Raw genomic sequence first — 17,282 nt, forward strand, 5'->3', positions numbered from 1 at the left:
CGGCTTAACGCTGAAACGAAAGGATCCTATCGATGCTCGCCGACAGCCAAGCCCGCAAACAGTCTAGTGCCTGGAAGGCCTGGAGACCGATCACGGACGACCGATTCCGGGCGCCGAGAACAAGAAACAAATGGACTGGGTTGAATCGCAGTAACGAAGCTTAACCGCTTCCCGATAAACAAGGCTCAAACCGCGCAAGTGTCCGCTCAGTCCAATCGGATTGCCGGCCGGACTTGCCCAATGGAAATTGCCATGAACACCCATCTGATGATGTCGCGGCGCTTCGCGCCTCTCTTCTGGACGCAATTCCTCTCGGCCTTCAACGACAACTTCCTGAAGAACACGCTGGTGTTCCTCATTCTCTTCACCCTGGCGAAGGATCAGGCCGCGTCGCTTGTGACGCTGGCCGGCGCCATTTTCATGGCCCCCTTCCTGCTGCTTTCGGCGCTTGGCGGCGAGATCGCCGACCGCTTCGACAAGGCGCTGATCGCGCGGCGCCTGAAATTCACCGAGATCGCTGCGGCCGCCGTCGCGGTCGTCGGCATCGCGCTGTCCTCGATCCCGGTGCTGATGACGGCGCTCTTGATGTTCGGCATCGTCTCGGCGTTGTTCGGGCCGATCAAATACGGCATCCTGCCGGATCATCTCGAGCGCAAGGAACTGCCCAAGGCCAATGCCTGGATCGAGTCGGCCACCTTCGCCGCGATCCTGGGCGGCACGATTGCTGGCGGCGTCGTCTCCGCCGACGGCATCGGTGTCACTGTGTTCGGACCGATCATGTTGGCGCTGGCCGTCGGTTGCTGGTTCGTCAGCCGCTACATCCCCTCCACCGGTTCGGCTGCTCCCAACCTCACCATCGACTGGAACATCTTGCGCTCGACCTGGCGGCAGGTCGCCGACCTGCGCACCGATACGCGCATCTGGCGCGCCGGCCTGATGACCTCGTGGTTCTGGCTGGTCGGCGCCATCGTGCTTTCGATCCTGCCGGCGATGATCAAGGATTCGCTCGGCGGCAATGAGATCGCCGTCACCGCCTATCTCGCGGTGTTCGCCGTCTCGATCGCCATCGGCTCGGCCATCGCCGCCTGGATGTCGCAAGGCCGCATGGTGCTTTTGCCCGCGCCGGTCGGCACCGTGCTGATGGCGCTGTTCGGCCTGCATCTCGCATGGACCATCGGCAGCATGCAGCCTTCGCCGACAGCCGCCAGCCTGTCGACCTTCTTCGCCGGCCCCAACACCATCCGTGTCGCCATCGACCTCGCCGGCATGGCCATTGCCGCCGCCTTCCTGGTGGTGCCGACCTTCGCCGCCGTGCAGGCCTGGTCGCCGGAAGCGCGCCGCGCCCGCGTCGTCGCGGCGGTCAGCATCGTCAATGCCGGCTTCATGACGGTCGGCGGCATCCTTGTCGCCGCCATCCAGGCAGCAGGCGTCTCCATCGCGGGCATCCTGTTCGGCCTCGTCGTCGCCAACGCGATTGCCGCCTGGCTGATGCTGAAATTCTTGCCGACCAACCCGTTCCGCGATTTCGTCTCGATCCTGTTCCGCGCCTTCCTGCGGCTGGAGGTCGAGGGGCTGGACAATCTCAAGGCGGCCGGCAAGGCGCCGATCCTGGCGCTCAACCATGTCAGCTTCCTCGACGGTCCGCTGGCGCTGACGCTGACCGACGAGGAGCCGGTCTTCGCCATCGACTACACGATCGCCCAGGCCTGGTGGATGAAGCCCTTCATGAAGCTCGCCCGCGCGCTGCCGCTCAATCCGGCGAAGCCGATGTCGACCCGCACGCTGATCAAGATCGTGCAGGGCGGCGATCCGCTGGTCATCTTCCCGGAGGGCCGCATCACCGTCACCGGCGGCCTGATGAAGGTCTATGACGGCGCCGCCATGGTCGCCGACAAGACCGGCTCGATGGTAGTGCCGGTGCGCATCGAGGGGCTGGAGAAGAGCTACTTCTCGCGGCTCTCCTCGCAGCATGTGCGCCATCGCCTGTTCCCGAAGGTCAAGGTGACCATCCTGGAGCCGGTAAAGCTCGAAGTGCCCCCGGAGCTGAAGGGGCGCCAGCGCCGCGCCGCGGCGGGCTCCGCGCTCTATCAGGTGATGTCGGACCTCGTCTTCCGCACCCAGGACATCAACAAGACGGTGCTTCAGAAGATCATCGCGACGGCCCAGGAGCGCGGCATGAAAGAACTCGCCGTGCAGGATCCGGTCACCGGTTCGCTGAGCTACGGCAAGCTGCTCACCGCCGCCGCGGTGCTTGGCGAGAAGTTCGAGCATCTCTACGCGGGACAAGAGACGCTGGGCATCATGCTGCCCAACGCCAACGGCTCATGCGCTACGCTGCTCGGCGTCATGTCGGCCGGCAAGGTGCCGGCGATGATCAACTTCACCGCGGGCGCGGCGAACATCCTGTCAGCCTGCCAGGCGGCCGGGGTGAAGACCGTGCTCACCTCCCGCGCCTTCGTCGAGCAGGCAAAGCTCGGGCCGGTGGTCGAGGAGATCGGCCGTTCGGTCGACATCGTCTGGCTCGACGACCTGCGCGCCACGATCAGCCTCAAGGACAAGCTGCTCGGCCTGTTGCGCAAGACGGCGCCTCGGGTGCCGCGCAAGGCCGACGACTCGGCGGCGATCCTGTTCACCTCGGGCTCGGAGGGCACGCCCAAAGGCGTGGTGCTGACCCACCGCAATATCCTGGCCAACGCCGCCCAGGCGGCCTCGCGCATCGACTTCCACTCGGGCGACAAGGTGTTCAACGTGCTGCCGATCTTCCACTCCTTCGGCATGACGGCGGGAACGGTGCTGCCGCTGATTTCGGGCGTGCCGGTCTATTTCTACCCCTCCCCGCTGCACTACCGCATCGTGCCGGAACTGATCTACGGATCGAACGCGACGATCATCTTCGGCACCGATACCTTCCTCGCCGGCTACGCCCGCACGGCGCATCCTTACGACTTCCGCTCGGTGCGCTACTGCTTCGCCGGCGCCGAGCCCGTCAAGGCGGCGACGCGCACGATCTACATGGAGAAGTTCGGCCTGCGCATCCTCGAGGGCTACGGCGTGACGGAAGCAGCGCCGGTGATCGCCATCAACACGCCGATGTACAACAAGTCGGGCAGCGTCGGAAAAATCATGCCGGGCATGGAGTATCGCCTGGATCCGGTGCCCGGCGTCGAAGAGGGCGGACGGCTCTTCGTGCGTGGTCCGAACGTCATGTCGGGCTATCTGCTCGCCGAGAACCCCGGCGTGATCGAGCCGCTGAAAGACGGCTGGCACGACACCGGCGACATCGTCACCGTCGACGACGCCGGCTTCATCTCGATCCGCGGCCGCGCCAAGCGCTTCGCCAAGATCGGCGGCGAGATGATTTCGCTGGCGGCGGTCGAGGCACTGGCCGGTGAGCTCTGGAAAGGCTCGCCGGCGGCCGTCGCGACGGTGCCGGACGCGCGCAAGGGCGAGAAGCTGATCCTGATAACGGAAGCGCCCAACGCGACCCGCGCGGACTTCCTCGCCTTCGCCAAGGCGAATGGCGCCATGGACCTGATGGTGCCGGCCGAAGTGCGCGTCGTGCCGAAAGTGCCGGTGCTCGGTTCAGGCAAGCTCGACTTTGCCGGCGTGACCCGGATGGTGCGCGGCGAGGAAGAGCTGAAGGTCAAGGCCGCCTGAGCTGACTGCATGAACGGGCCTGCGGCAAGCGCGGGCCCGTTCATTGTCGAATCCGCCTGCCAGCCTATCCAGCATTCGAGCAGGCGCCCCTGCTGCGTCCTTCAATCGGCGGTAGATGGCGGGCGCGTTCGGGCGCCGGTTCCTCGATCAACGCCACGGCGCCGGTACTGATGCGAGCGAGCGCGGCCGGGCAGGCCTGCCCTTCCAAGAAAAAGGCCGGGCGCGAAAGCGGCCCGGCCAAGCATGAAGGTCATAACCTTCAGAGGGGAACATCGCCCGGCGCAATGGGAGGAAAACACCGAGCGATGGCCCTTATTTGGGGCCTGGAGGGTGTATTTTCCACGAATGGAATTCCAAAAAAGGTCGAAATCGCGAAAAAATCTCGCTCAATCTTCCGGAAATCGTCAGCTGGCGGCCGATGCTTTTTCCAGAAGGTCAGCATAGTGCCGGCGCGCCACGTCGGGATGCGACCTCAGCCTGCTCTTCAGCACATTGGTTCCGACGTCGCGGAACAGCGGGTTGTCCGGGTCGCTGGCCGGGCCGCGCGCTTCAGCCGCCAGTTCCTGCGGCAGGTCGAGCAGCGGGACCGTCGCATCGAGCCGCGCGCTGAAGAAGAACGGCACCGAAATCCGTTCGATGCCGGCTGGTGGCGTGACGACGCGGTGCACGGTCGCCCTGAGATAGCCGTTCGAGGCGAGTTCAAGCAGTTCGCCGATGTTGACGACAAGCGTTCGCGGAATCGGGTCGACATCGACCCAGCTGCCGTCATACTCGACCTGCAGGCCCTTGTTCTCGTCCTGCAGCAGAAGGGTGAGGAAGCCGCCATCCTTGTGCGCGCCGACGCCCTGGTCGTCGCCAGTCGTGTCGCGGCCGGGGTAACGCACGATCTTCATGCGGTGGTTCGGCTCGCCGCGATAGATCGCATCGAAGGCGTCTTCCGGCTGGTCGAGCGACAGCGCGAAGGCCTTGAGCAGCCGGATAGCAACATCGGTCGCCTTGGCCTGCCAGCCAAGCAGCGCCGGCTTCAGATCGGGGAGCGCGGCCGGCCACTGGTTCGGGCCCTGCAGCCGCGTCCAGGCCGGCACGCCCGGCCCTTGCGCAATGGTCGCGCGTTCGACGCCGATGTCGAGCTGCTCGCGCCAGTCGGCCCTGCCCCTGGTCAGCTCGCCGCCGGCGCGCGTATAGCCGCGGAACTGCGGCGACTTAACCATCTCGATCGCGAGCTTGTCGGCTTCCGGCAGGGCGAAGAAGCCGCGCGCGGCCCCCAGCACCGCGTCGATCTCCGGCTGAGTGATGCCGTGTCCGCTGAGATAGAAGAAACCGACATCGCGGGCAGCGGTGCGCAAATCAAACAAAAAAGTTCGAAGCTCGGATGGACCCTGCTCCAGGCGATCGAGATCGAGCACCGGAATTATTCTTGGCATGGACAGGCTCCTCTTGGCGGCAACTGTATGTCTTCGCATTCCGGACGGAAGACTGCTGGGCGCTTCCCGGAACTGCCCTGGCGACCCCGCCGCACGATGGCATGCGCGTCATTGCTGGTGAAGAAAAGCGCCGACCAATCTCTTTGCGAACGGAGCAAGCCGGCGCTCAATTCCCTGCTTTTGTGGCAAATTGCGTTCGGACGCCGCACATCATCCGCGATGATCCAGACGAGCGACCAGCCGGTCGCCGATCCACTGGATGCCGCAGACCAGCACGATGAGCACGATGACAACGGCGACCATGACGCTCGTCTCGAAACGCTGGTAGCCGTAGCGGATGGCGAGATCGCCGAGGCCGCCGGCGCCGATGGCGCCGGCCATGGCCGAGGCGCCAACCAGCGTGACCAGCGTCACGGTAAAGCCCGCGACGATGCCCGGCAGCGCTTCCGGGACCAGCACCTCGCGAATGATCGTCCAGCGATTGCCGCCCATGGCGCGCGCCGCTTCGATCAGCCCGTGATCGACCTCGCGCAGCGACACTTCGGCGATGCGCGCATAGTAGGGCGTCGCCGCGATCGACAGCGGCACGATCGCCGCCCAGGTGCCGATCGAGGTGCCGACGATCAGCCGCGTCACAGGGATCAGCGCCACCAGCAGGATGATGAAGGGCACCGAACGGAAGCCGTTGATGACGGCACCCAGACCACGGTTCACCCAAAGGCTCTCGGCGATGCCGCCGCGATCGGTGGCGACCAGGGCCAGCCCGAGCGGCAGCCCGAAGACGAGCGAGATGAGGCCGGACGCGCCGGTCATCAGCACCGTCTCCCAGATCGAGCGGAGCAGGAGTTCAAACAGGACCGGCGACATGGCCAAGCACCTCCACCCGCGCACCGCGGTCTTTGAGGAAAGCGATAACGGCCGCCAGATGCGCGGCGTCGGCTCCAGGGACCGCCACGAACAACGTGCCGACCGGCTGCTGCTGCACATGGTCAATGCCGCCATGCACAAGCCGGAACGCGCCGGGCAGGCTGGCGGCAAGCTCGGACAGCAGAGGGCGACGCGCCGCCTCCTCGGCGACGTCGATCCGGAGGATCGTTTCCGCGCCTTCGCCCGGAACCAGCCGGCCGGCAATCTCGGGCGGCAGTTGCGGCCGGATGCCGCCGAGAAGGCTGCGGGTGACCTCGGATTTCGGGTTGGCAAAGACCTGCCAGACAGCGCCTTGCTCGACGATCCGGCCGGCGTCGATCACCGCCACGCGGTCGGCGATGGAGCGGATCACTTCCATCTCATGCGTGATCAGCAGGATGGTGAGGCCGAGCCTGGAATTGATGTCCTTGAGCAGGGCCAGGATCGAGCGCGTCGTTTCCGGATCGAGCGCCGAGGTTGCCTCGTCCGACAAAAGCAGCGCCGGCCGCGCGGCCAAAGCCCTGGCGATGCCGACGCGCTGTTTCTGGCCGCCCGACAGCGAAACGGGATAGGCCTTGGCTTTCTCCGACAGACCGACGAGTTGCAGCAGTTCGGCCGCCCGGGCCATGCGCTCGGCGCGAGGCCGCCCTTCGATCTTGAGCGGCAGCGCGACATTGCCCTCGACGGTCTTGGCCGACAGAAGATTGAAATGCTGGAACACCATGCCGATGCGGCGGCGCAGCGGCTGCAGCTCGCGCTCTCCGAGACGACTGATCTCGCGGCCCTCGATGAAGACCGCGCCGGAATCCGGCCGCTCCAGCCCGTTCAGGCAGCGGATCAGCGTCGATTTGCCGGCGCCGCTGCGGCCGATGATGCCCAGGATCTCGCCCTTCTTCACGGTCAGCGAGACGCCGTCGAGCGCGGCTGTCGCGCCGAAGCGGCGCTTCAGATCGACGAGGCGGACGACGTCTTCCCGCTCGGTCGGCTCGACGCGGGCCGGGTCGGCAGGTCCGGCGGTGAGATGCTGGTTCATCTCTATGTCCGTCTCAGTGCCACGCAAACGCGACGGCGACCCGCCCAACGGCGGACCGCTCATTTTTCCCAGCCATGCGCCGGTCAATAGGCGCTGATCCCGGTGCCCTTGTAGACCTTGTCGAACTCGGCCTTGACCGTCTCGTTCTGGTAGGAGGCGACCAGCGTCTTCACCCAGGGCTCGTTCTCGTTGCCGGCCTTGACCGCGATGAAGTTGCGGTAGGGATTGTCGGCCACCGGCTCCTGCGCGATGCGGATTTCAGGGCCGAGGCCGCTCTTCAGCGCCCAGTCGGTGTTGACGACCGCGGCATCGAGATCGTCCGCCGAGCGGCCGACGATGCCGGCGTCGAGCTCCTTGATCTCGAGCTTCTTCGGGTTGTCGGCAATGTCGGCGGTGGTGGCCAGGATGCCGGTGCCGTCCTTCAGCTTGATGAGGCCCTCATGCTCCAGCACATGCAGCGCGCGGCCCTCGTTGGACGGATCGTTGGGCAGGCCGATGACAGCGCCTTCCGGCAGGTCGGCGACCTTGGCATGCTTCTTCGAATAGAGACCGATCGGCCAAACGCCCGTATAGCCGACCGGAACGATGTGATAACCTTGCGTCTTGATCTGGTTGTCGAGATAGGGCTTGTGCTGGAAGGCGTTGGCATCGATCTCGCCGCGCTCCAGCGCCTCGTTGGGCTGGGTGTAATCGTTGAAGACTACGGTCTCGATCGTCAGCCCTTTCTTGGCCGCCTCGGCGGTGACGACGCGCCAGACATCCTCATCCTCGCCGCTGATGATGCCGACCTTGATTGCCTTCTTGTCCTCGGCGAAGGACGGCGACGGTCCAGTGAGGCCGATGACGGCCAACGTCGTGGCGAGAAGTGCCGCCAGTCCGGCGCGCCTGGTGATTGACGTAAGGAGAGAATTTGAAGCGTCGGACATGATGCGTTCCTTGCGATCCTGAAATCATTGCGGCCTGGCGGAATGCGAAGCCTTGGTATCAAGCATCACCAATGCTGCCCGCTCGGGCAACGAAGCGCATTTCCTCTCGGATGGGAGGCGGAAAATATTCTCTCAAAGATTTTATGACTTGGAGCACATCGACCGCTGGCGAGCGAATATCGACCGCGAGGCGATGGAAGCTTGCGCGCCTAAGGCGCGTCGCGCTGAACCGGATTCAGGCGACGCGCTTTAAGTGTTTGTTTGATGCATGTCGTTGTCCCAGAACCGCTGCACACTTCTGGGCGACATGCATTAGTTTGATGCATGTCGTCGTTCCGGAACCGCTGCACACTTCTGGGGCGACATGCATTAGGAAGCCCGCCGGGTGACACGCAAGGACGGCCGGCCGGCCGCCGGCAGCGATGCGACGGTGGGCAGGCCCCGCGCTTCCTGGACAGGGTAGCCCAGTCGTTGCAGGCTGGCCCGCGCCAGCGCGGCATTGCTGTCGATGACGACCAGACCGTTCGTGTCGCCGAGGCTGGCCGCGACGACGGACAGTTCAGTGCAGCCGAGAAGTGCAACATCTGCGCCGGCCATTTGCGCCAGATGAAGCGCGCGCTCGGTCTCGGCAGCGGCTTGCGCGATCGACCCGGCCTTAACGAGCATGATCGCGCGGTCGACGCGTTCTTGGAACTCCGCGTCCGCCGGCAAGCAGACCTCGAATCCTGCCGCCGATATCCTGTTCTGATAGAAGCCGGATACAAGCGTGCCCCGGGTTGCGAGGTTCGCAACCCTGCCCCGGTCCAGGCCGCGGCGGATTTCTGCCGTCACCGCATCGCCGATGTGGATGATCTTGGCTCGCGAGTCCGCCGCCAGCTTATCGTACCAATGATGGGCGGTGTTGCAAGGCATAGCTATGCAGGCGACGCCGAGATCGTTGAGCGTTGCGATCGCGGCCTGCAGCGGCGCCAGCGGCCCGTCATGACCGGCCAGGATCGCTTCGGTCCTGTCGGGCAGTTGCGGCACGCTGAGCATGACGGAAGGCACATGCTCGTTGTCGCGCAGCGCCTCGGTCATCCGCGTCAGCTTGAAGTAGAAGTCGGCCGACGCCAGCGGCCCGAGACCGCCGATTATGCCGAGCTGGGGTCGAATGCCGTCGTCGATCATCGGGGGGGCTCGGCTTCGAGCTCTTGCGCGACGGTTTCAGCGCCCTGCGCCGCCTCCCGATGGCTGGGCGCGATCATTGCCGTGCTTGCGGCCACAGTGGAGACGCTGGACAGCGTCATCAGCGTGTCCACGGCCGCATCCACCGCGACGAACAGGGCAAACGCCGCCTCGAAGGGCAACTTGAGGTAGCCGCAGACGATGGACATCTGGGACAGGATGAGCAGGCTGCCCATGCCGCCGGTCGTCAGCGCCAGAAGCGCCGAGACGATGCCGACGAGCAGCAGATCCGGGATCGCCAGCTGATGGCCGTAGAGCTGGGCGATGAACAGGGTGCCCGAGGTGTAGACCAGTGCCGGCCCGGTCCGCAGCAGGGCCGCCTGCAGCGGCACGAGCAGCTCGACCACCACCAGATTGAAGCGTAGCCGCTCGCTCAAAAGATTGATGACCCAGGGCAGCGAGGCGACCGTGGAGCGCGTCGTGATGGCAACCATCAGAAGCGGCTGAAGGGTCTTGATCGTGGCCCAGTAGCTTCGCCGCGACCTGATGGCGATAATTGCGAACGCGCCGGCCAGGAATGTCAGGCAGGAAAGGCCCATCACCAGCAGATACCAGCCCATCAGCATCAGCGGCTTGGTGCCGGTCGACGCGGTTTGGTCGGCGATCAGGACGAAGGTTGCGAAGGGCAGTCCCCAGACGAACCAGTTGGTCAGCACCGTGCAGGCCCGGTACACCGCGTTGAGCGCCTGTGAGAGGCTCAGCGACGAGGGCTGGGGGATCTTGCCCATCGCGAGCCCGAAAAGCAGGCAGAACAAAAGGACCTGAATGGTCTGGCCCGACGCCAGCGCGTTGAAGACGTTGTTTGGCACCAGATCCAGGAAGATCGAATGTCCGCCGTTCGGGTCACCGGTGGGCGGTGGCGGCTGGAATGGGAAGGCGAGATCGGTGGAGACGCTGCCTTGCGAATTGATGAACTCGCCGAGCTCGATGCGCGACTGCGGGTTCTCGATCTGGCCGGGCTTGAGGATCAGCGAATAGGTGCCGCTGACCAGCACGGCGAGGAACGACACAACCAGGACGGCCATGCCGACCTTGCCGAGATAGCGGACCGATTTCGGGTCCTGGACCATCGCGGTGATCGAGAAGATCACGGACGAGACTAGATAGGGCAGGACGACCATCTTGAGGAAATTCAGGTAGACCTGCGCGACGGGGCTGATCGCATGGGCGAAGGCCGGGTAATAGAGTCCGCACAGGATCCCGGACAAGATCATGATGATCGTCGTCAACGGCGAGCGCAGGATGCGCTTTGCCGCCAGGCGCCAATCGAGAGGCATGGGTGCGGCTGCATCCGAGACGGCCATCGTCAGGCTTTGCTCCCCTGGCGATAGCGCGCGATGATCTCGTCGGTGCTGAGGACCTGCTGGCCTCGCGCGAGATCAAGATAGAGATCGACAAAGGCGGCAAGATGCGGATTGGCCGGACTGACGCCGACCGCGATCGTGTCGACCTTGTCGGTCAGCGTGATCGAGCGCGCGACCACCGTCATCGACGGATCGTCGACCATCAGCTTCTTGATCTCGAAATCATCGCGATAGGCAAGGTCGATCATGCCGTTGCGGATCGCGTCGATAACCGTGTTCCAGCCCGCGAAGCGCTGGATCGTGGCGTGCGGAAAGGTCGTCGCCGCATACGTGGCGAAGGACGAGCCTTCGATCACGCCGAGTTCGCCGGAGAAATCGCGGATGATCTGTTCAGGCGGCTTGCCTTGCGTTATGCGCGCCAGGTTCACGCGGTTGGCAAGCAGACCCTGATGCAGCATTGCGTAAGGCCGGGAATAGAGGATCGAGCGGCCGCGCTGAAGCGTGCGGCTGAGCTTGCCGATCGCCAGGTCCGCCTGGCCGGACGTCAGCTTTTGCACCATGCCATCGAAGGACACGGCGGACCGGTCGAATACGGGTTCGACGCCAAGTTCCGCGGCTATGCCGCGCGCAAGGTCCATGTCGATGCCCTTGTCGCCTGAGCCGTCGGCCGGAAAGAACGGATCGGAGGCGAAAGCCGGCATGGCGATGCGCAGCTTGTTGTCGCTCACGATGGGTCTTGGAGCATTTTGCGCCTGGGCCGGCGTGGCTACGGCTTGCGCCTGCGCGATCAGTAGCCCTCCGCCTCCGGCTGCAAACAGCGTGCGACGTGTAAGCGGCATGCCCATTCTCAATTCGCGCAGCAGAGCCGGACAACAATTCTGACCAAACCGCAGTATGCATGCCAAAGTTAAGTAAAGGTATCTTTTATTTTTCGCTTTCTTACATTGCCAACCGCTAAACGGCATCCGGAATATGCAGACCTGCTAACATAACGCAGCCGCGGCGGGGCGCCTTATTGTAAGGTCCATGCAAGTGTGGGCCGTCAGAACGTCTCGACCCAGGGCCTCAGTTCGACCTCAAAGCTCCAGGCGCTACGATGCTGGCGATGGACGGCGAGGTAGGTCTCGGCGATCGCGACGGGCGAGAGGCGGCGGTCCGGACGTTCGGGCTCGGGCGCCTGACCGGCCGGCTCGATCTGGCCGTCGATGATGAAATGCGCGACATGGATATTCTTCGGCGCAAGCTCGCGTGCCATCGATTGCGCCAGCCCGCGCAGGCCGAATTTCGGCATAGCGAAGCCCGCCGAGCCGGAGAAGCCCTTGAGGCTTGCGGTGGCGCCGGTGAACAGGATCGAGCCGGAGCCGCGCGCAAGAAGCCGGCGCGCCGCCTGCTGGCCGACCAGGAAGCCGCCATAGGCGCCGACGAGCAGAGCTTGCTTGACCGCGACGGGATCGAGCTCGGCGATCGGCCCGCGCGTGCGGCCGCTGGCATTGAAGACGGCGATTTCGAGCGGGCCCGCCTTGTCGACCGCCCCGAACAGCCGCTCGACGGAAGCCGCGTCCGACACATCGGTTTCGACGGCCACCGCGCCGGTTTCCTTGACCAGCGCACCCAGCTTGTCGACATTGCGCGCGGCAAGGACGACGCGGAAACCCTCCCTGGAGAGAAGCCGCGCCAGCGAAGCGCCCAGCCCGGAGCCGGCGCCCGCGATCACTGCAACATTGGCTGCCATGGCATTTTCTCCTTGGGACAGGTCGGTATCGGTCGGCAGGCTCGCGCCTTCAGCGGCAAGAGACAAGAATGTGGTTGCTCGATTTTCGCCCTTTCGCGCAAAAGGCCGCCTGCTTGGCCGCGGCGAAAGGCTTGCCTGCCGCGCCGATCCGTCCGACACGTGATGAAGGGCGATTCGAGGAAGGACCATGGAACCAATCTGGGCCGTCGGCCTGATGACCGGCACGGTGCTCGACGGCAATATCGACGTGGCGCTGATCAAGACGGATGGCGAGCGCATCGCCGACACCGGCACCTACACGCTGGCCCCCTACCCGCAGTCGATTCGCGGCCTGCTCGAAGAGACGCTGCGCCAGGCGCGCATCTGGAATTTCGAGGGACCGGAGCCGGCGATCTTTCGCGAGGCAGAGGAGGCGCTGACTCGCGCGCAGTCGGCGGCGGTCAGGGATCTGGTCGAGAGCCAGGGTATGACCATGGCCGATATCGGCGTCGTCGGCTTCCACGGCCAGACCGTGCTGCATCGCGCCCCGCAGCCGGGACGGATTGGCCGCACGCGCCAACTCGGCGATGGCCAGTTGATGGCTTCGCTGCTTGGAACCAAGGTCGCCTATGATTTCCGCTCGGCCGATGTCGCGGCGGGTGGGCAAGGCGCGCCTCTGGCCGCCGCCTATCATGCGGCGCTGCTGAAAGAAGCCGATCCGAGCGGCGACACCGCCGTGCTCAATCTCGGCGGCGTCGGCAACATCACATGGTGGGACGGCAAGGACAGCATCATCGCCTTCGACACCGGTCCGGCTAACGCGCCGGTTAATGATTTCATCAAGGCGAAGGGCCTCGGCGAGATGGATCGCGGCGGCAGGCTGGCGGCTGCCGGCAAGGTCGATGAGGAACGGCTCGCCAGGCTCTTGCAGCATCCGTATCTGACGAAGCCCTACCCGAAATCGCTCGACCGCTTCGACTTCACCGCGGCGATGGCCGACGGGCTGGATGCCGAGGATGGCGCCGCTACGCTGACGGCCTTCACCGTGTCGGCGGTCGGCAAGGCGCTCGACCTGTTGCCACGCCGGCCGAAGCGGCTGGCGGTCAGCGGCGGCGGCCGCCACAACCCGACGATGATGACGATGCTCGAACGCCGCGCCGGCGTCGAGGTGATGCAGGCCGAGACGCTTGGATGGAAGGGCGACGCGGTGGAAGCGGAATGTTTTGCTTTCCTCGCCGTGCGCGTGCTGCGCGGCCTGCCGATCAGCTTTCCGAGCACGACCGGCGCGCCCGAGCCGCTGCGCGGCGGAAGGCTGGCGGGCTAGTTTGTTTTGACGCAATTCCGGACGGAAAACCGCTCCACACTTTTCCTGGATTGCTCTAAGGCAGCTTCTTCTGCAGGAAGACGCGGCGGCGGCCGATGGGGAAATCCGGCAATTCGCCGAACGGCTTGTAGCCTTGGCGCTCGTAGACCTTCTCAGCGGTTGGACTGAAAGTGTCAATCCAGGCGCCGTGGCACCCGCGCACGACAGCCTCCCGTTCGGCGGCTTCGAGCATGCTGGCGGCCATGCGCCGTCCGCGCAGCTTCTCGTCGACCCATAGCCACTGCACATAAAGCCAGCCCCAGGCAGTGTAACCGGAAGTGCCGGCGGCGATCGCGCCGTGCTCGTCGCGTACAAAGACAACGAGAGGCTTCCTGCCTGAGGGGCCGACGTCGGCATCATTGAAAGCGGTGAGGCTTCCGCCCAGGAAAGCGAGGTCCTGCGGCAAAGGCTCGGCGGTGATCTCGAGCGTCGTCTTCATCGGCTGCGACTCCGGTTCGCAAGCCAGCCTTAGCGAAGGTGTGACGGCAGATGCAAGCCTATTGCCGGGTCGACGACCGCCATGCCGCCGCGCCTGCCGCCACCAGCATCAGTCCAGCCGCGATCAGGGCGCAATTGGCGAAGCCGAGGCTTGTGTAGAGCGGGCCGAAGCCCGCTGTGCCGACGGTGACGGCGAGATAAGTGACCGCGCTGTTCAGGCCCATGATGGTGCCGCGCCGCGACGGGTCGAGCGCGGTGAGACGCATGACCAGCACGTTCAGACCGAAATGATTGGCAAGGCCCCAGACGGCGATTGTCGCGATCAACGGGCCGAAGCCGCCGCTCGCCAGCGCGATCGCGACATAGACGGCCGCAACGAGCAGATAGGCGAAGGGCATGACGCGACGCGCGCCGAGCCGGTCGATGACGCCATCGAGCAAGGCTGCCGCGCCGAAGCCCATGCCGTAGGCGACCGCCGCCAGGCCGTTGGCGCTGACCGGCTCGCCGAGGGCTTCGTGGAGATGATCGCCGAGATAGCCGTAGACGCCGTAGAAGGCGGTCATGAAGGCGCCGCAGGCAATGAGGAGCGGCAGGATGCCGGGAACGGCGAGCGCGCCGAGCGGCGACGGCGCGGGGCCGCCCTTCCTGGTGTCATGCAGCGAACTCATCCCCAGGCCGGCAACGGCCGCTCCCGCGAGAAGCGCGACGGCCGCGAAGACGGCGCGCCAGTGGACGAGATCGGCGAGCACCGCCGACAGTGAGACGCCGGCGACCATGGAAAGCGTCCAGCCGGTCAGCACGACACCGATGGTGCCGCTCTCGCGGCCGGGCGGCGCGATCGCGGCCGAGCTGGCATAGATCGCCGGCATGGCGATGCCTGCGGCAATGCCGGCAACGAACTGGGCAGCAACCAGCGCCATCACCGTCGGCGCGAGCGCGCTGGCGACCAGCGCCAGGGCCAGCAGCAGCAATGCGCCCTGCAGCATGCGGCGCGCACCGATTCGGTCGATGTAGCGGGCAAGGAAGAGCGCGCTGGCCGACGTGCCGAGGCCGAAGGTGGCGGCAGCCGTCATCACCCCCGGCACACTGGCGCCGAACGATGCCGCGACGGCAGGCGCGATGGGTCCCAGAACCAGCGAATTGGAGCCGATGACGGCGATGCAGCCCGTCAGCAGATAGGCGGCGGCCGGGATCGGCGCGCGCGGCGCCTCGGCTGCAATAGCTAATTGATTGCTGTTCGACATATATCCATAATGGCCGAATTAAATTCCGTAGCAATGGAGAATTTCCATATGGACGCAGAAACAGATGACATTCAGCGGAACAAGCAACCAGCCCGCGAGATCGACCCGATCGACCGAAAGATATTAGGCGTTCTGGTCGAGGACGCGACCATCAGCTATGCCGATCTGGGCGAGCGCGTTGGCCTGTCGCCGCCGGCGGCGCATGAGCGGGTCAAGCGGCTGAAGCGCAGCGGCGCCATCCGCGCCACATCGGCGATCATCGATCCGAGGGCGGTGAAGAAGCCGCTGCTTGCCTTCGTGCATATCGACACCAGGGGTTGGGGCAAGACGCCGGAGCTGATGGCGGTCTCGAAATATCCCGAGGTCGAGGAAATCCACACGGTCGCCGGCGACACCTGCGTGCTGCTCAAGGTGCGCACCGAGGACACGCGCGCGCTGGAGGGCCTGCTGGGCCGTCTGTACGACACGCCCGGAGTCACCTCGACGCGCAGCTATGTCGTGCTGTCGACCTATCTCGAGCGTCCGGTGCAGCCGGAGATCACGAGCGAATTTCCCGCCCCCAAGCACATGGCAAACCCCATGTATTAGGCCGTTGCCGGCTGATGGCGCCTGGACCGCGCCAGCAGATAGAAGGCCGCGACATGCGTGATCATCAACAGCGGCACGTAGATGACCGGGATCACATAGGTCGCGCCCAACTGGCCGGCATGACCGGGAAGGTCGAGCATGGTGCCGTGATAATAGTCGCCGACAAGGTCGACCACGCCGACGAGGTTGAAGGCGACGACCAGCGGCCAGAACATCGCCGGCCTCGCCGCCAAGAGCAGCGCCAGCATGGCGAGGAGCCCGGTCGCGAAGTCGCCGTAGGCGGCGAAGCTTGCGAAGCCAGAAGCGAGGTCGGGGCCGACCACGCCCGGGATAAGGAAGACGAGCCCGAAGAAGCGAAAGCTGTGCAGCGTGGCGATGGCGCGCTGCGCCTCGATCGGCTCCATCGACCTCAGCCTTGGCCAGATATAGGCGGCGAAGCAAAGCAGCCACGGCACGTAGCCAAGCGCGAGATGGATGTTGAAGATCAGGGCCGGTGACATCATCGCCTCTCCTCAATATTAGTTTTCGCAATCCCGGAGGGAAAACCGCTGAACACTTGCCTGGAATTGCTCAGTTAACCGGAACGGCTTCGAACACCGCGGTCAGGATGCCCAGCCGTCCCTCCATCAGATTGCGTCCGAGATTGGTGGCGAGTTCCGCGAACCCCTGCCCCATGACGACGCCGAGATTGAGCGAAGGGGGCGGGCCGTAGGCACGGAGCTCGGCGAACCAGGCCTTGGCAATGGCGGTGTCGTCGCGGCGGACGAGCGTGCCGAAGCCGGCCGCCTCAATCGCCTCGCAGGTCGCCTCGGCGGTCAGCAGGAAGCTTTCGCCTGGCGTCTTCGCCCATGGCACCGGATAAAGAGGATCGCCGCTATTCAGCACGACGTCGAAGGTGGCGAATTTTCCGCCCGGCTTCAGCACGCGCCTGACCTCGCGGTAGAGCAGCGACCGGTCGGCGATGTTCATCGCCACGTGCTGCAAAAGCGCTGCATCGTACATGCCATCCGGGAGGGGAAGCGCCAGCGCGTTGCCGGTTTCGAACGACACTTTGCCGTCCTGCCCGGTTCGCGCGGTGAGATAGCGCGCGGCCTCGACGAAGGGTTCGCTGAGATCGACGCCCGTAACTCTGCAGCCATAGGTCACCTCCAGGAAGCGAGCCGGCCCGCCAACACCCGATCCGACGTCCAGCACCGACATGTCGGCGGTGATGACAGCGAGATTGGCGAGCTCCGCCGTCGCGGCCAGACCGCGGGTGTGGAATTGGTCAAGGGTCGCCAGCTGTTCGGGCTTCAGCCGGTCTTCCTCAGGGCCGAAGATCGCCAGTGCGGTCCTCAATCGATCGGTCAATCCTGTTGCGCGATAGTGATCACGCACGCGGTCCAGTTCATCGGTCATTGCCTCTTCCCTTCAGGCTTCCAAGTCTCGAAAGAAATACGTTCGCTTTCTGCCGGCAACTATCCG

15 protein-coding genes are annotated in these 17,282 nt (G+C 65.0%); 3 read left to right on the forward strand and 12 right to left on the reverse strand.

Annotated features, from left to right (window positions below; genetic code table 11):
- Positions 1-252 precede the first annotated feature (252 nt).
- Positions 253-3,657, forward strand: coding sequence for an acyl-[ACP]--phospholipid O-acyltransferase (locus P9272_RS27870; RefSeq protein WP_278162995.1), 3,405 nt, complete (start codon positions 253-255; stop codon positions 3,655-3,657).
- Between the two features lie 404 nt (positions 3,658-4,061).
- On the opposite strand, the gene P9272_RS27875 is transcribed toward P9272_RS27870, so the two are convergent.
- The 8 genes from P9272_RS27875 to P9272_RS27910 all read right to left on the reverse strand — a co-directional run bounded on the left by P9272_RS27875 (position 4,062) and on the right by P9272_RS27910 (position 12,206).
- Positions 4,062-5,081 carry an isopenicillin N synthase family oxygenase gene (locus P9272_RS27875; protein ID WP_278162996.1) on the reverse strand — a complete coding sequence of 340 codons (1,020 nt, stop codon included), beginning with the start codon at positions 5,079-5,081 and terminating at the stop codon, positions 4,062-4,064.
- A gap of 210 nt (positions 5,082-5,291) precedes the next feature.
- A complete protein-coding gene (locus P9272_RS27880; RefSeq protein WP_278162997.1) occupies positions 5,292-5,948 on the reverse strand; it encodes a methionine ABC transporter permease in 657 nt (218 codons plus the stop codon).
- A complete protein-coding gene (locus P9272_RS27885) occupies positions 5,929-7,020 on the reverse strand; it encodes a methionine ABC transporter ATP-binding protein (RefSeq protein WP_278162998.1) in 1,092 nt (363 codons plus the stop codon). The genes P9272_RS27880 and P9272_RS27885 overlap by 20 nt, the downstream gene beginning before the upstream one ends.
- An 83-nt stretch (positions 7,021-7,103) precedes the next feature.
- Positions 7,104-7,946 (reverse strand): MetQ/NlpA family lipoprotein, encoded by an 843-nt coding sequence (locus tag P9272_RS27890; protein WP_278162999.1) that lies wholly within the window; start codon positions 7,944-7,946, stop codon positions 7,104-7,106.
- A gap of 369 nt (positions 7,947-8,315) precedes the next feature.
- Positions 8,316-9,113 carry an amino acid racemase gene (locus P9272_RS27895; RefSeq protein WP_128258986.1) on the reverse strand — a complete coding sequence of 266 codons (798 nt, stop codon included), beginning with the start codon at positions 9,111-9,113 and terminating at the stop codon, positions 8,316-8,318.
- Positions 9,110-10,447, reverse strand: a complete 1,338-nt coding sequence (locus P9272_RS27900) for a cation:dicarboxylase symporter family transporter (protein ID WP_278163000.1) — start codon at positions 10,445-10,447, stop codon at positions 9,110-9,112. Before P9272_RS27900 ends, P9272_RS27895 begins: the two co-directional genes overlap by 4 nt.
- Positions 10,448-10,476: 29 nt before the next feature.
- Positions 10,477-11,313 carry a transporter substrate-binding domain-containing protein gene (locus tag P9272_RS27905; protein WP_278163001.1) on the reverse strand — a complete coding sequence of 279 codons (837 nt, stop codon included), beginning with the start codon at positions 11,311-11,313 and terminating at the stop codon, positions 10,477-10,479.
- Positions 11,314-11,516: 203 nt separating this feature from the next.
- Complete coding sequence (locus P9272_RS27910) at positions 11,517-12,206, reverse strand: SDR family NAD(P)-dependent oxidoreductase (RefSeq protein WP_278163002.1); 690 nt, start codon at positions 12,204-12,206, stop codon at positions 11,517-11,519.
- A gap of 187 nt (positions 12,207-12,393) precedes the next feature.
- Here P9272_RS27910 and P9272_RS27915 point away from each other — a divergent pair, with 187 nt between their 5' ends.
- On the forward strand, positions 12,394-13,509 hold the full coding sequence (locus tag P9272_RS27915; RefSeq protein ID WP_278163003.1) for an anhydro-N-acetylmuramic acid kinase: 1,116 nt from the start codon (positions 12,394-12,396) through the stop codon (positions 13,507-13,509).
- Positions 13,510-13,564: 55 nt separating this feature from the next.
- On the opposite strand, the gene P9272_RS27920 is transcribed toward P9272_RS27915, so the two are convergent.
- Positions 13,565-13,987 (reverse strand): GNAT family N-acetyltransferase, encoded by a 423-nt coding sequence (locus tag P9272_RS27920; protein WP_128258991.1) that lies wholly within the window; start codon positions 13,985-13,987, stop codon positions 13,565-13,567.
- Between the two features lie 58 nt (positions 13,988-14,045).
- The gene (locus P9272_RS27925) at positions 14,046-15,230 is read right to left on the reverse strand and encodes an MFS transporter (RefSeq protein WP_278163004.1); all 1,185 of its coding nucleotides are present in this window, start codon (positions 15,228-15,230) and stop codon (positions 14,046-14,048) included.
- A gap of 48 nt (positions 15,231-15,278) precedes the next feature.
- On the opposite strand from P9272_RS27925, the gene P9272_RS27930 reads away from it, so the two are divergent.
- Complete coding sequence (locus P9272_RS27930; RefSeq protein WP_128258993.1) at positions 15,279-15,818, forward strand: Lrp/AsnC family transcriptional regulator; 540 nt, start codon at positions 15,279-15,281, stop codon at positions 15,816-15,818.
- On the opposite strand, the gene P9272_RS27935 is transcribed toward P9272_RS27930, so the two are convergent.
- Both P9272_RS27935 and P9272_RS27940 read right to left on the reverse strand, forming a co-directional pair.
- Positions 15,815-16,318, reverse strand: a complete 504-nt coding sequence (locus tag P9272_RS27935; RefSeq protein WP_128259053.1) for a hypothetical protein — start codon at positions 16,316-16,318, stop codon at positions 15,815-15,817. The genes P9272_RS27930 and P9272_RS27935 overlap by 4 nt on opposite strands.
- Positions 16,319-16,388: 70 nt before the next feature.
- Positions 16,389-17,216: a class I SAM-dependent methyltransferase gene (locus P9272_RS27940; protein ID WP_278163005.1), complete on the reverse strand. Its 828-nt coding sequence runs from the start codon at positions 17,214-17,216 to the stop codon at positions 16,389-16,391.
- Between the last annotated feature and the right edge of the window lie 66 nt (positions 17,217-17,282).

Origin of the sequence: Mesorhizobium sp. WSM4976, from assembly GCF_029625685.1 — a bacterium.
Lineage (GTDB): Bacteria > Pseudomonadota > Alphaproteobacteria > Rhizobiales > Rhizobiaceae > Mesorhizobium.